Below are 12,583 nucleotides of genomic sequence, written 5' to 3' on the forward strand. Positions count from 1 at the left end.
GCCTTGGCGGCGCCCCGGTGTCAGTCGTTTAGTCGGCGGCGGAGCCGGCGTCAACGCCGAACTCCGCCGCTTCGTCAGACGCGCTCAGAGACCCGCCGGCCACTCGCGGATGTCGACGAAGTGGCCCGCGATCGCCGCGGCCGCCGCCATCGCCGGGGAGACGAGGTGCGTGCGGCCCTTGTGGCCCTGGCGGCCCTCGAAGTTGCGGTTCGAGGTCGAGGCGCAGCGCTCGTGTGGCTTGAGACGGTCGGCATTCATGCCGAGGCACATCGAGCAGCCCGGCTCGCGCCAGTCGAAGCCGGCGGCGATCAGGATCTGGGCCAGGCCCTCCTCTTCCGCTTGCTGCTTCACGAGGCCGGAACCCGGCACCACCATGCCGCTGACGTTCGGGTGGATCTTCTTGCCCTCGACCATCCGGGCGACGATCCGCAGATCCTCGATCCGGCCGTTGGTGCAGGAGCCGATGAACACCTTGTCGAGGGCGATGTCGGTGATCTTCTGGCCCGGGGTCAGGCCCATATAGGACAGGGCCTTCTCCTTGGACGAGCGCAGGTTCTCGTCCTCGATCGAGGACGGATCCGGCACCCGGCCCTGGATCGAGATCACGTCCTCAGGGCTCGTGCCCCAGGTCACGATCGGCGGGAGGTTGGCGGCGTCGAGCCGGATCTCGCGGTCGAAATGCGCGCCCTCGTCGGAGACGAGGGTGCGCCAGTAGGCGAGGGCGCGCTCGAAGGCCTCGCCCTTCGGCGCCTTCGGCCGGTCCTTGATGTAGGCGAAGGTGGTCTCGTCGGGGGCGACCATGCCAGCGCGGGCACCGCCCTCGATCGACATGTTGCAGATCGTCATCCGGCCCTCCATCGAGAGCCCGCGGATCGCCTCGCCGGCATATTCCAGCACGTGGCCGGTGCCGCCGGCGGTGCCGATCTCGCCGATGATCGCCAGGATGATGTCCTTGGCCCCCACGCCGGCGGGCAGGCGCCCGTCGACGACGGCGCGCATGTTCTTCGCCTTCTTCTGGATCAGCGTCTGGGTGGCCAGCACGTGCTCGACCTCCGAGGTGCCGATGCCGTGGGCGAGCGCCCCGAAGGCGCCATGGGTCGAGGTGTGGGAATCGCCGCAGACGATCGTCTGGCCCGGCAGGGTGAAGCCCTGCTCCGGCCCGATGATGTGGACGATGCCCTGGCGCTTATCCAGCGCGTCGTAATACTCGATGCCGAACTCGCGGACGTTCTCGGCCAGCGTGTCGATCTGCGTGCGGCTCTCCGGATCCTCGATGCCGAGGCTGCGGTCCGAGGTCTGGACGTTGTGGTCGACGACCGCCAGCGTCTTCTCCGGGTGGCGCACCCGGCGCCCGGCGAGACGAAGCCCCTCGAAGGCCTGGGGCGAGGTGACCTCGTGGACGAGGTGCCGGTCGATGTAGAGGAGGCAGGTGCCGTCCGGCTGACGATCGACGACGTGGTCGTCCCAGATCTTGTCGTAGAGGGTGCGCGGGGCAGTCATCGGGGTGTTTGCCTTGTCACGAAGACCTGACGGTAGGGCCGGGCGCGTGGCGTGCGCACGCGGCGGACCCGTCATGTAACCGCCTGAACCGCCGACGGGTAGACCCCGCGGCGCCGCAAGGGGATGCAGGGGTCGCACGGCGTACCAGAACACAGCGTGAGCGGCGTCCGCGAATCGCAGACGTCTGGGCGTGCGGGGGCCCTGACTCGCCTTCCGCCTGATCTTTTTCCCGACACCAGCAAGTCGCGGGATCCCCTCTCCAGGCGATGCCGGGCTTGCCAGAGATCCTTGCCCGGTATCGCTGCAAGGTGTGGGAGAGGGGTAGGGGTGAGGGTGCCGCGCTTCAGTGTGAAGCTGTGGCCGTCGTGCTGGCGGCTCAACGGTTGAGTTCAATCCTGAAGCCGAGCCACCCTCACGCGGGATCTTCGATCCCCAGGCCCCTCTCCCACACGGGAGAGGGGAGGTGCGCTCTACCTCCGTTCGAGCGGATCGAGCGAAGCCGATTGCTATTCCTTCACCGCCCCGGTCATCGCCGAGACGTAGTGCTCGACGAAGAACGAGTACAGGATCACCAGCGGCAACGAACCGACGAGGGCGCCGGCCATCAGCGAACCCCAGCGGTAGATGTCGCCGTCGACGAACTCGCTCACCACCGCCACCGGCACGGTCTTGTTCTGGGTCGAGGACAGGAAGGTCAGCGCGTAGATGAACTCGTTCCAGCACAGCGTCAGCGAAAAAATGCCGGCCGAGATCAGCCCCGGCACGGCCAGCGGCAGGATGATCTTGACGAGGATCTGCCAGCGGCTCGCGCCGTCGATCAGCGCGCATTCCTCCAGCTCGTAGGGGATGGTCTTGAAGTACCCCATCAGGAGCCAGGTCGAGAACGGGATGAGGATGGTCGGGTAGACCAGCACCAGGGCGAAGGGCGAATCGTAGAGCCCGTAGGCCTGGATGATGGTGGCGAGCGGGATGAACAGGATCGAGGGCGGAACGAGATAGGCGAGGAAGATCGCCGCCCCGACCGCCACCGCGCCCTTGTAGCGGATGCGGACGATCGCGTAGGCCGCGAGCACGCTGGCGAACAGCGACAGCACGGTGGCCGCCACCGAGATCATCATCGTGTTCCAGAGCCACAGGGGATAGTTGGTCTGGAACAGGAGCTTCGCGATGTGCTTGAGCGTCGGCGAGACCACCCAGAACGGGTTGTAGGTCTCCATGTCGATGAGCTGGTCGTCCGGTTTGATGGCGGTCAGGGCCATCCAGTAGAACGGGAAGAGCAGCACCACCAGGATGACGAAGAGCGGCAGGTAGACCGTGACGACGCGCTTGGGCAGCGTGTCGAGATAGGCCATGCCTTCGCTGTTGTCGGGGGTATCGGCGGTCGTGGTCGCGGCCATGGGTGCTCGATCCTTCTCGTTAGAGCGCTTCACGATCGCGTTGCAATCGCGAAGCTCTCTAAGTCTTTGTTTTGCCGCATTTTCTTCGACGAACCGGCATCCACTTCGTCGGAAAATGCTCTAGCCGGTCTGCCACTTGCGGTTCTGGAGGCCGAACCACGAGATCCCGATGGCGAAGATCAGGAACGGCACCATCGCGGTGGCGATGGCCGCGCCCTCGCCGAGATTCCCCGACAGGATGCCGCGCTGGTAGGACAGGGTCGCCATCAGGTGGGTCGTGTTCACCGGGCCGCCGCGGGTCATCGCCCAGATCAGCTGGAAGTCGGTGAAGGTGAACAGCACCGAGAAGGTCATCACCACGGCGATGATCGGGGTGAGCAGCGGCAGGGTGATATGGCGAAAATTCTGCCACGGCGTCGCGCCGTCGATCGTCGCCGCCTCGTAGAGCGAGGGCGACACGGTCTGGAGCCCTGCGAGCAGCGTGATGGCGATGAACGGCACGCCGCGCCAGATGTTGGCGAAGGTCACGCAGATCCGCGCCATGGTCGGATCGCCCAGGAAGTCGATGTTGTGGTCGAGCAGCCCGAGATGGCGCAGCGACCACGAGATGATCGAGAATTGGCTGTCGAAGATCCACCAGAACGCCAGCGCCGACAGCACCGTCGGCACGACGAACGGGATCAGCACGATCGAGCGGATCAGCGCCTTGAACGGCAGCCGCTTGTTGAGGAGCAGCGCCAGGTAGAGGCCGATGGCGAACTTCGCCACCGAGGCGAAGCCCGTATAGACCAGGGTGTTGAACACCGAGAGCCAGAAGACGTTGTCGTCCCACAGCCACTCGTAGTTCTCGATTCCGACGAAGCTGCCGCCGCGGCCGATGCGGGTGTCGGTGAGCGACAGCCAGACGCCCTTGCCCAGGGGATAGGCCAGGAACAGCAGCAGGATCGCGGCTGCCGGCAGCATGAACCAGAAGCCCAGCCAGCCGCGGCTCGTCCGCAGCCGGCTCCAGGCCGAGCCGGTCGTGGGCGCCGCCGCGGCGGGGCGGGCGAGGGCGATGTCGGCCACGGGGAGCCTCCTCCGGGTGTGTTCTTGGTTGGGGGGCGCCTCTGGGCGGATGAGGGCAGAACGATTGGACTGCTCCAGCCCTGCGCTGCCGCATGAGGCGCGGGTTTCTCCTCTCCCCGCGGGCGGGGAGAGGGCCGCTTGCACCTTGCCGTGCGAGCGGCAAGCGCAGGCGAAAGCCGAAGCGAGGGTGAGGGGGTGTTCCCGGAGGAGCCTCTTTCGGCGCCTCCCCCTCACCCTCGGCTGCCGCCTCGCCGTGTCCCCTGGACAGGGACACAGCCCTCTCCCCGCCCGCGGGGAGAGGGGGAGATGTGCACGAAACGGGCGCGGGACCCTTTCTACGCCGACCGGAAGATCCGCTGCGCCTGGCGCTCGGCGGTCTTGATCGCGCCCTTCAGGTCCTCGCGGCCGGTGCAGTAGGAGGCGAACATGTCGACGACGACGAAGTCGGCGAGGACGGCGGCCACCTTCTCGCTCACCGGGGCGAGGCCGCCGGCGGCCAGCGTCCGGCTCGAGGCCTCGCCGAACACCTTGTTCTTCGGATCGGCGGTCCAGATCGGGTTGTTGGCATAGGCCTGGAGCGGATGGCAGAGATAGCCCTGCGACGCCTCGAGCCAGGAATTGTAGTTCTGGGCTTCCAGCGCGAAGGCCATGAACGCCTTACAGGCGTTCGGCGCCTTGGTGTAGGTGTAGGCGAGGATCGGGAAGGCGAGCTGGAACTCGGTCGGCTTGCCGGACTTGCCGACCGGCCAGACCGCGTGGTCCATGTCCGCCGCGATATCCTTCTTCTCGTTCTTGGCCGCGGCGTAGACCGAGATGCCGTTGCCGGTGAGGTAGAGGTCGCCGGACAGGAACGCCTTGTTGTTCGAGGAATCGTTCCACGACGCCGTGCCGGGCACGAAGGTCTCGTAGAGCGCCTTGACGTAGTCGAGCGCCTTGGCGGTCTCCGGCGAGTTGATGACGATCTTCTCGTTGGCGTCGACCAAGTAGGCGTCGTGCGACCACAGGGCCCAGTGGATCCACGAATTGGCGTCGCCGGTGGCGTGGCCGAGGGCGAAGCCGGCCGGCGTATTGTTCTTCTTCATCGCCCGGCACAGTTCCAGGAAGCCGGCATGATCCTCCGGGAATTTCTGGAATCCGGCCTTGTTCATGGCCGAGATGCGGTAGTTGATGTAGCCGCCGTTGAACGCCATCGGGATGGCGATCCACTTGCCCTTGACCTTGCCGTAGGCCTCGGCCGCCGGCAGCCAGCCGCCGTATTTCTTGCCGAGATAGTCGGCGACGTCGCCGACCTCCATGCATTTCGACGGGAAGAGGGCTGGGAAGGAGTAGAGGCCCCAGACCATGTCCGGGCCCTGGCCGGTATTGGCCGCCACCGACGCCTTGGGCTGGATGTCGTCGAAGGACTCGCTCGTCACGCTCACCGGCACGCCGGTCGCCTTGGTGAAGGCGTCGACGAGGCGCATGAAGGCCTCGTCCTCGGAGGGGATGAAGCGCTTCCAGCGCAGGAGCTTGAGCGAGGCGCCGGCCTCCGGCTTCCACTGGTTCTCCTGCGCCCAGGCGCGGGCGAAGCCCTCCAGGCCCGCGGCGGAGGCGAGGCCGAGGGCGGCGCCCCCCTTGAGGATCTGGCGACGATCGAAGGCTGACATCGTGGCGTCTCTCCCGGGACCTTGTGGTTGTCGATCGGTCTCGGCCGGCGGCGGGATGGCGTCCCGCCGCCGGCCGGAGGTCGTCGGCTCAGTTCAGCCGGCGGCCGTTCTCGGCGTCGAACAGGTGGACGAGGGCCGGATCGGCCGTGATGCTGATGCGCTCGCCCGGGCCGGCGCCGATCCGGTCGCGGAACACGCAGGCGATGTCGCGGGCGACCTCGTTGGCGACGTCCTGGGCGCCGCCGCCCGGCGGGCGGACCAGCACCATCGTCTCGGAGCCGGTCGGCTCCACCACCGCGACCTCCACCGGCACGCCGCCCTCGGCCAGCCGCACGTGCTCGGGCCGCAGGCCGTACACCGCCGGCATCCCGTCGGCGGGGCGCGCCCCGCGGGTCGGCAGCGGCAACGTCAGGCCGCTGTCGGTGCGGAACGACTGGCCCGCCACCTTGCCCTTGAGGAAGTTCATCGACGGCGAGCCGATGAAGCCGGCCACGAAGATGTTGTCGGGCCGGTCGTAGAGCTCGAGCGGGGCGCCGACCTGCTCGACCACCCCGTCATGCATCACCACGATCTTGTCGGCCATGGTCATGGCCTCGATCTGGTCGTGGGTGACGTAGACCGTGGTGGTGCGAAGCCGCTGGTGCAGCTCCTTGATCTCGGCCCGCATCGCCACGCGCAGCTTGGCGTCGAGGTTGGAGAGCGGCTCGTCGAACAGGAAGACCTGCGGGTCGCGCACGATCGCCCGCCCCATGGCGACGCGCTGGCGCTGGCCGCCCGAGAGCTGGCGCGGGTAGCGGTCGAGGAGCTTCTCGAGGCCGAGGATCGCCGCGGCGCGGCCGACCCGGCTGTCGATCTCCTCCTTGGCGGCCTTCCTCAGCTTGAGCGAGAAGGCCATGTTGTCCCGCACGGTCATGTGCGGGTAGAGCGCGTAGTTCTGGAACACCATGGCGATGTCGCGCTCCTTGGGCGGCACCGCGTTGACGACGCGCGAGCCGATCCGGATCTCGCCCGCCGTGATGTTCTCCAGGCCCGCGATCATGCGCAGCAGGGTCGATTTCCCGCAGCCCGACGGGCCGACGAGGATCACGAATTCCCCGTCCTGAATGTCGATCGACACGCCGTGCAGGATCGGGGTGGCCCCGAACGACTTGCGCACGTTCCTGATTTCCAGCCCGGCCATCGGCTCCTCGTGGTCGTGTCTATGAGAGTACGGTCGCGCGCGGCGCGCGGACCGAAACGGCAGCGCTGCCACAGGCAGACGACGAACACACGACAGGCGGGCCCCGATCGGGGTGTCTGGCGCTCATGGGGGTTTCCTCGACCCGTCTCGAACGGGGCAGCCTGTCTTGCCGCCTCTCGTGTTGGCGGCCATCATCGGGCGCGCGGGGCGCAAGATCAAGCGTCCTCGCCATGCGTCCATCGTCGGATGCACCAGAAACGACCGGGAGACGGGCTTGAAGTCCACAGATGTGCTGATCATGCGGCCGATGATGCCGCTCGTGACCGAGAGCCTGGAGAGGCATTTCACCCTGCATCGCGGCGATCAGGCCGAGGACAAGGAGCGTTTCCTCGACGAGATCGGGCCCAGGATCCGCGGCATGGCGGTGAGCCATGTCCACGTGAACGACGCGCTGCTCGACCGGCTGCCGAAGCTCGAGATCGTCGCCAATTTCGGCGTCGGATACGACACGATCGACGCCGCGGCCTGCGGCCGGCGCGGCGTGATGGTGACGAATACGCCCGACGTCCTGACCGACGAGGTCGCGGATCTGGCCGTCGGCCTGCTGCTCGCCACCGTGCGGCAGATCCCGCAGGTCGACCGCTACCTGCGTCAGGGCAAGTGGATGGAGAAACCCTATCCGCTCACCGGCACCCTGCGCGGGCGCAAGGTCGGCATCCTCGGCCTCGGCCGCATCGGCCGGGCGATCGCCCACCGCCTCGTCGCCTTTGGGCTGCCGATCGCCTATCACGGCCGTAACCGGCAGGCGGACGTTCCCTACGAATACTTCCCGTCGCTCATCGAGATGGCGAAGGCCTGCGACGTGCTGATGGTGGTGGCGCCCGGCGGCCCGGAGACCAAGAACATCGTAGGCCGCGAGGTGCTGGAGGCTCTGGGGCCGCAGGGCGTGCTGGTCAACGTCGCCCGCGGCACGCTGGTGGACGAGGACGCGCTCGCCGCGGCGCTCGCCGACGGCACGATCCAGAGCGCCGGCCTCGACGTCTTCGCCGAGGAGCCGAAGGTGCCCGACGCCCTGATCGCCCAGGAGCATGCGGTTCTGCTGCCACATGTCGGGTCGGCGTCGCACCACACGCGCAACGCGATGGGCCAACTCGTCGTTGATAACCTGACCTCCTGGTTCCAGGGCAACGGTCCGGTGACGCCGGTGGCCGAGACACCCTGGAAGGCCTGACGAACCCGAGAGCCACGCCATGCGCCTGCGCCGCCTCCTGCCCCTGCTCGGTCTCGCCTCGGTGGGATGGATGACCTGGACGGGATGCGCGGCGGCGCAGGAGGCGAGCCCGCCCCCGAACGCCGCGGGGCCGTGGGAGCTGGCGCTGGACGGCAGCTTTCGCCGCTGCGGCCTGATGCTGGGAGCCGAGCCCGGGAGCGTGGGCCGGGTCCTGCGCTTCCCCGCCGGCTGCCGCCGGGCGCTGCCGATGATCAACGGCATCGTCGGCTGGCGCCAGGAGGGGGAGATGATCCAGCTCCTCGACCGCGAGGGCCAGCCCGTGCTGGCCTTCGCGACCCCCGAGGGCGACGGCCCGCGCAGCGCCGAGACCCCGGGCGGCGAGCGCTACAGCCTGGCTCAGGCGGGCATGACCCAGGCCGGCTCGCGGCCGGCCGCGCCGCTGGTGACGCAGGCCGCGCTGACGACCCCGCCGAGCCTGCGCGGGGCCGCCCCGGAGAGCTGGGCCGGCGCACCCTCGACCGCCGCCGCGGTGACCGGCCTCTACACCCTCGATCGCTTCGTCGAGAAGGACGTCTGCCGGGTGGTGCTCAGGGCCGACACCGCCCAGGTGACCGCGCAGGTACAGGAGGGCTGCCGCGATCCCGGCCTCGCCCTGTTCGATCCGACCGCCTGGCACTACGAGGCCGGCCGCCTCACCCTCGTCGCCCGGCGCGGCCACAGCGTCGAGCTGATCCCGGTGGGGGAGGGGCGCTGGCGCCGCGACCCCGAGATCGGCACCACCTTCGTGCTGCGGCGGGTGGAGCCGTGAGGCCCGGCCGTGCCGGAACGCGTCCGGCCTATCGCGCCCCGAACCCGGCATCGGCGCCGATCGCCGTCAGGCGGTCGGGGGCGCGTTCCTTGCGCTCGCTGTAGCGGTCGACGAGGTAGTCCGACCGCTCGCGCACCAGCAGCGTGAACTTCATCAGCTCCTCGCACACGTCCACCACCCGGTCGTAGAGCGGCCCGGGCTTCATCCGGCCGGCCTCGTCGAACTCCTTGAAGGCCATCGGCACCGAGGACTGGTTGGGGATCGTCACCATCCGCATCCAGCGCCCCAGCACCCGCAGGGCGTTGACGGCGTTGAAGCTCTGCGAGCCGCCCGAGACCTGCATCACCGCGAGCGTGCGCCCCTGCGTCGGGCGCACGCTGCCCTCGCTGAGCGGCAGCCAGTCGATCTGGCTCTTCATCACCCCGGTCAGGGTGCCGTGCCGCTCCGGCGAGACCCAGACCTGGCCCTCGGACCAGATCGAGAGTTCGCGCAGCTCGCGCACCTTCGGGTGGTCGGCGGTCGTGTCGTCGGGAAGCGGCAGCCCGTCGGCGTGGAAGATCCGCACCTCGCCGCCCATCGCCTCCAGGAGCCGGGCCGCCTCGTAGGCGAGGAAGCGGCTGAACGAGCGGTCGCGCAGCGAGCCGTACAGGATCAGGAAGCGCGGCGGATGGGCGAAGGGCTCGGCCACCGCGAGGCGCGCGGTACTGGGCCTCTCGGCATGCGCGGCGCTCAGGTTCGGGAACCCGTCGCGGGCGGACGGGACGGGCGGGGGCTTGTCCATGCGGGTTTTTCCTTCTACATTTCAACGAATATCGATGTATTGGCGGAGCGATGGACGAACGACAAGCCCTCGCGGCCTTCGCGGCCCTCGGTCAGGAGCATCGCCTGCGGGTGGTGCGGGCCCTGGTCGCCGCCGGGCCGGACGGAGTGGCGGCCGGTGCCCTCGCCGACGCGGTGGGCATCGCCGGCAACACCCTGTCCTTCCACCTGAAGGAGCTGTCGCATGCCGGGCTGGTCGCCTCCCGGCGCGAGGGACGGTCGGTGATCTACACGGCCGCCTATGCCGGGCTGTCCGACCTGATCCGCTTCCTGATGCGCGATTGCTGCCAGGGCCGGCCGGAGGTTTGCGCCCCGGCGGTCGAAGCCCTCGCCCTCGCCGCCTGCTGCCCCGCCGGAGACCGCCCGTGACCGAAGCCATCGACGTCGTGATCTACCACAACCCGGCCTGCGGCACCTCCCGCAACGCCCTGGCGATGATCCGCAATGCCGGGATCGAGCCGCACGTCGTGGAGTACCTCAAGACCCCGCCGGCCCGGGAGATGATCCGGGCGCTGGCGCGGCGGGCCGGGCTCCCCATCCGGGCGCTGCTGCGCGAGAAGGGCACCCCCTTCGCCGAGCTCGGTCTCGGCGATCCGGCCCTGAGCGACGACCGGCTGCTCGATGCCGTGGCGGCGCATCCGGTCCTGCTCAATCGCCCGCTGGTGGCGAGCCCGAAGGGCGTGCGCCTGTGCCGGCCGTCCGAGGCGGTGCTGGACCTCCTGCCGGCGCAGCAGGGCGCCTTCGCCAAGGAGGACGGCGAGGAGGTCGTCGACGCGCGCGGCCGCCGCGTCGCCGGCGCCTGACCCCGCGATACGCCTTCCGATGCTCGCGCTCGCCATCTTCCTCGTCACCCTCGTCCTCGTCATCTGGCAGCCGAACGGGCTCGGGATCGGCTGGAGCGCGCTCGCCGGCGCCGCCGTCGCGCTCGCCACCGGCGTGATCCAGCCCGGCGACATCCCGGTCGTCTGGCACATCGTCTGGGACGCCACCTTCACCTTCGTCGCGCTGATCGTCATCTCGCTCATCCTGGACGAGGCCGGGTTCTTCCACTGGGCGGCCCTGCACGTCGCCCGCTGGGGCGGCGGGTCGGGCCGGCGGCTGTTTCCCCTGGTGATCCTGCTCGGCGCCGCCATCGCGGCCTTGTTCGCCAATGACGGCGCGGCGCTCCTGCTGACCCCGATCGTGCTGGCGATCCTCACCCGCCTCGACGTCGAGCCCGCGGCGGCCCTCGCCTTCGTCGTCGCCTGCGGCTTCGTGGCGGATTCGACCTCCCTGCCGCTGGTGATCTCGAACCTCGTCAACATCGTCTCGGCCAACGTCTTCTCCATCGGCTTTGCCCGCTACGCCGCCGTGATGGTGCCGGTGAACCTGGTGTCGCTCGCCGCCACGCTCCTCGTGCTGGGGTTGTGCTTCCGGCGGGTGGTGCCGGCCGCCTATCCGGTCGACGTGCTGGAGCCCCCGGCCGGGGCGATCCGCGACCCGGCGGTGTTCCGCGCCGCCTTTCCGCTCCTCGGCCTGCTGCTCGCCGCCTATTGCGTCACCGCCCCGTTCGGCGTGCCGGTCTCGGCCGTCACCGGGACGGGGGCGGTGCTGCTGCTCGCCCTCGCCGTCCGCGGCCGGGTCGTCCCGGTCCGCAGGGTGCTGGCCGGGGCACCCTGGCAGATCGTGCTGTTCAGCCTCGGCATGTACCTAGTGGTCTACGGCCTGCGGAATGCCGGCCTCACCGACGGGCTGGCGCGAGGCCTCGTGTGGCTCGCCGGCTACGGGCCCTGGATCGCCACCCTGGGCACGGGTTTTTCCGCGGCGATCCTGTCCTCGGTGATGAACAACATGCCGGGCGTGCTCGTCGGCGCGCTGGCGATCCAGCAGGCCCCGGACCTACCGCCGCTCACCCGCGAGCTGATGATCTATGCCAACGTCATCGGCTGCGACCTCGGCCCCAAGCTCACCCCGATCGGCAGCCTCGCGACCCTGCTGTGGCTGCACGTGCTGGCCGCCAAGGGCCAGCGGATCACCTGGGGCCAGTACATGCGGATCGGCCTCGTCGTCACGCCGCCGGTGCTGCTGGCGGCGCTCGTCGCGCTGGCGGCTTGGCTGCCGCTCGTCGGGCCCGGATAGGCCGACGGCTATCCGGGCACCGGGAGGCCGCCTTCAGTCCCGATCGGTCGACCTTGCCGGCCGGCAGGGATCGTCGGCGGGGGCCGGCTCGGCCCGCGCGGCTTCGGCCGCCAGGGCGTCGACGACCGCCTCGGGATGGCGATGGATCGTCCAGATCAGAGTCATCGCCGTGGCGTTCGGCTTCGACTTGCCCTGCTCCCAGTTCTTGACCGTGGCCTCTTCCAACCCGAACCGCAGCGCGAACTGGGCCTGCGAGAGGTGCAGGGCCTCCCGCACCGCCCGCACGGAGATCGGGTCCGGTCCGTGCCGGCGGGCCTCGATGCCGACTGCGCCGAGTTCCGCCTGCAGCCGGCCCAGGTTCTCGACCTTCGGAACTTCGACATAGGCCTCGCCCACGTCGAACAGCTCGGTCATGACCGCGTGCGCGGCCTTCGGCGGAAGGTGCCTACGGATCAGGAGGCGGGCCGCCGCCACCGTGTCGAGGAGGGCGTCCGGCCGTCGCTTGAGGCTGAGGCGCTCGGCGGAGCCGTCGGGGACGGGGTTCGCGTCCCGGATGAGCACCCGTGGTCCGAACTCCGCCAACAAGCTGGATCTCGTCGACATCCAGTTCCTCCACGACGCCCTGTGCGACGTCTCGAAGCGCTGCCGCGCCCCATCGTTTCGATGCGTCGCCGCCGATATGCATCCCGTCCAACCGGAGCGAGCGTCCCTCGAGCGTGACTTGCGCCATCACGTCGAGCGTTCCCCACGGCGTCCGCAGTTCGACGGTGAAGATCGGATCGTCGCTGGCGGCGTGATCGACCACGATGCTGACCTTGC

12 protein-coding genes are annotated in these 12,583 nt (G+C 69.3%); 5 read left to right on the plus strand and 7 right to left on the minus strand.

All coding sequences use genetic code 11. The features are described from left to right. Positions 1–84: 84 nt before the first annotated feature. The 5 genes from leuC to miv_RS09135 form a co-directional block, all read right to left on the minus strand. Positions 85–1,500, minus strand: a complete 1,416-nt coding sequence (leuC, locus tag miv_RS09115) for a 3-isopropylmalate dehydratase large subunit (protein ID WP_207182350.1) — start codon at positions 1,498–1,500, stop codon at positions 85–87. A 506-nt stretch (positions 1,501–2,006) separates the two neighbouring features. Continuing rightward, positions 2,007–2,897: a carbohydrate ABC transporter permease gene (locus tag miv_RS09120; RefSeq protein ID WP_048428011.1), complete on the minus strand. Its 891-nt coding sequence runs from the start codon at positions 2,895–2,897 to the stop codon at positions 2,007–2,009. A gap of 120 nt (positions 2,898–3,017) precedes the next feature. Beyond that, positions 3,018–3,962 (minus strand): carbohydrate ABC transporter permease, encoded by a 945-nt coding sequence (locus tag miv_RS09125; RefSeq protein WP_048428010.1) that lies wholly within the window; start codon positions 3,960–3,962, stop codon positions 3,018–3,020. Positions 3,963–4,297: 335 nt separating this feature from the next. Then, the gene (locus miv_RS09130; RefSeq protein WP_048428009.1) at positions 4,298–5,608 is read right to left on the minus strand and encodes an ABC transporter substrate-binding protein; all 1,311 of its coding nucleotides are present in this window, start codon (positions 5,606–5,608) and stop codon (positions 4,298–4,300) included. Between the two features lie 88 nt (positions 5,609–5,696). After that, entirely contained in the window at positions 5,697–6,788 is a 1,092-nt protein-coding gene (locus tag miv_RS09135; RefSeq protein ID WP_058619741.1) for an ABC transporter ATP-binding protein, read from the minus strand. 274 nt (positions 6,789–7,062) lie between these two features. Here miv_RS09135 and miv_RS09140 point away from each other — a divergent pair, with 274 nt between their 5' ends. Together miv_RS09140 and miv_RS09145 are read left to right on the plus strand one after the other, a co-directional pair. Next, the gene (locus miv_RS09140; RefSeq protein ID WP_244748928.1) at positions 7,063–8,019 is read left to right on the plus strand and encodes a 2-hydroxyacid dehydrogenase; all 957 of its coding nucleotides are present in this window, start codon (positions 7,063–7,065) and stop codon (positions 8,017–8,019) included. Between the two features lie 19 nt (positions 8,020–8,038). After that, on the plus strand, positions 8,039–8,827 hold the full coding sequence (locus tag miv_RS09145) for an AprI/Inh family metalloprotease inhibitor (protein WP_207182351.1): 789 nt from the start codon (positions 8,039–8,041) through the stop codon (positions 8,825–8,827). 28 nt (positions 8,828–8,855) lie between these two features. Here the strand turns inward: miv_RS09145 and arsH are convergent, their stop codons facing one another. Continuing rightward, positions 8,856–9,608 (minus strand): arsenical resistance protein ArsH, encoded by a 753-nt coding sequence (gene arsH, locus miv_RS09150; RefSeq protein ID WP_207182353.1) that lies wholly within the window; start codon positions 9,606–9,608, stop codon positions 8,856–8,858. 50 nt (positions 9,609–9,658) lie between these two features. On the opposite strand from arsH, the gene miv_RS09155 reads away from it, so the two are divergent. The 3 genes from miv_RS09155 to miv_RS09165 are packed head-to-tail and all read left to right on the plus strand — an operon-like array spanning position 9,659 to position 11,764. Further along, a complete protein-coding gene (locus miv_RS09155) occupies positions 9,659–10,015 on the plus strand; it encodes an ArsR/SmtB family transcription factor (protein WP_048428005.1) in 357 nt (118 codons plus the stop codon). Positions 10,016–10,023: 8 nt separating this feature from the next. Next, a complete protein-coding gene (gene arsC / locus miv_RS09160; protein ID WP_207183441.1) occupies positions 10,024–10,449 on the plus strand; it encodes an arsenate reductase (glutaredoxin) in 426 nt (141 codons plus the stop codon). Positions 10,450–10,468: 19 nt separating this feature from the next. Further along, a complete protein-coding gene (locus miv_RS09165; protein WP_207182355.1) occupies positions 10,469–11,764 on the plus strand; it encodes an arsenic transporter in 1,296 nt (431 codons plus the stop codon). Positions 11,765–11,797: 33 nt separating this feature from the next. On the opposite strand, the gene miv_RS09170 is transcribed toward miv_RS09165, so the two are convergent. Beyond that, on the minus strand, positions 11,798–12,367 hold the full coding sequence (locus tag miv_RS09170; protein ID WP_082171549.1) for a helix-turn-helix domain-containing protein: 570 nt from the start codon (positions 12,365–12,367) through the stop codon (positions 11,798–11,800). Between the last annotated feature and the right edge of the window lie 216 nt (positions 12,368–12,583).

It is taken from the genome of Methylobacterium indicum, from assembly GCF_017347565.1.
In the GTDB taxonomy this organism is placed as follows: Bacteria; Pseudomonadota; Alphaproteobacteria; order Rhizobiales; family Beijerinckiaceae; genus Methylobacterium; species Methylobacterium indicum.

Bases quoted from the DNA above. Each gene is read 5' to 3' on its own strand.
- arsH (WP_207182353.1), bottom strand. From the start codon at position 9,608: ATGGACAAGCCCCCGCCCGTCCCGTCCGCCCGCGACGGGTTCCCGAAC.
- miv_RS09120 (WP_048428011.1), bottom strand. From the start codon at position 2,897: ATGGCCGCGACCACGACCGCCGATACCCCCGACAACAGCGAAGGCATG.
- miv_RS09155 (WP_048428005.1), top strand. From the start codon at position 9,659: ATGGACGAACGACAAGCCCTCGCGGCCTTCGCGGCCCTCGGTCAGGAG.
- miv_RS09135 (WP_058619741.1), bottom strand. From the start codon at position 6,788: ATGGCCGGGCTGGAAATCAGGAACGTGCGCAAGTCGTTCGGGGCCACC.
- miv_RS09170 (WP_082171549.1), bottom strand. From the start codon at position 12,367: ATGTCGACGAGATCCAGCTTGTTGGCGGAGTTCGGACCACGGGTGCTC.
- miv_RS09165 (WP_207182355.1), top strand. From the start codon at position 10,469: ATGCTCGCGCTCGCCATCTTCCTCGTCACCCTCGTCCTCGTCATCTGG.
- miv_RS09145 (WP_207182351.1), top strand. From the start codon at position 8,039: ATGCGCCTGCGCCGCCTCCTGCCCCTGCTCGGTCTCGCCTCGGTGGGA.
- miv_RS09130 (WP_048428009.1), bottom strand. From the start codon at position 5,608: ATGTCAGCCTTCGATCGTCGCCAGATCCTCAAGGGGGGCGCCGCCCTC.
- leuC (WP_207182350.1), bottom strand. From the start codon at position 1,500: ATGACTGCCCCGCGCACCCTCTACGACAAGATCTGGGACGACCACGTC.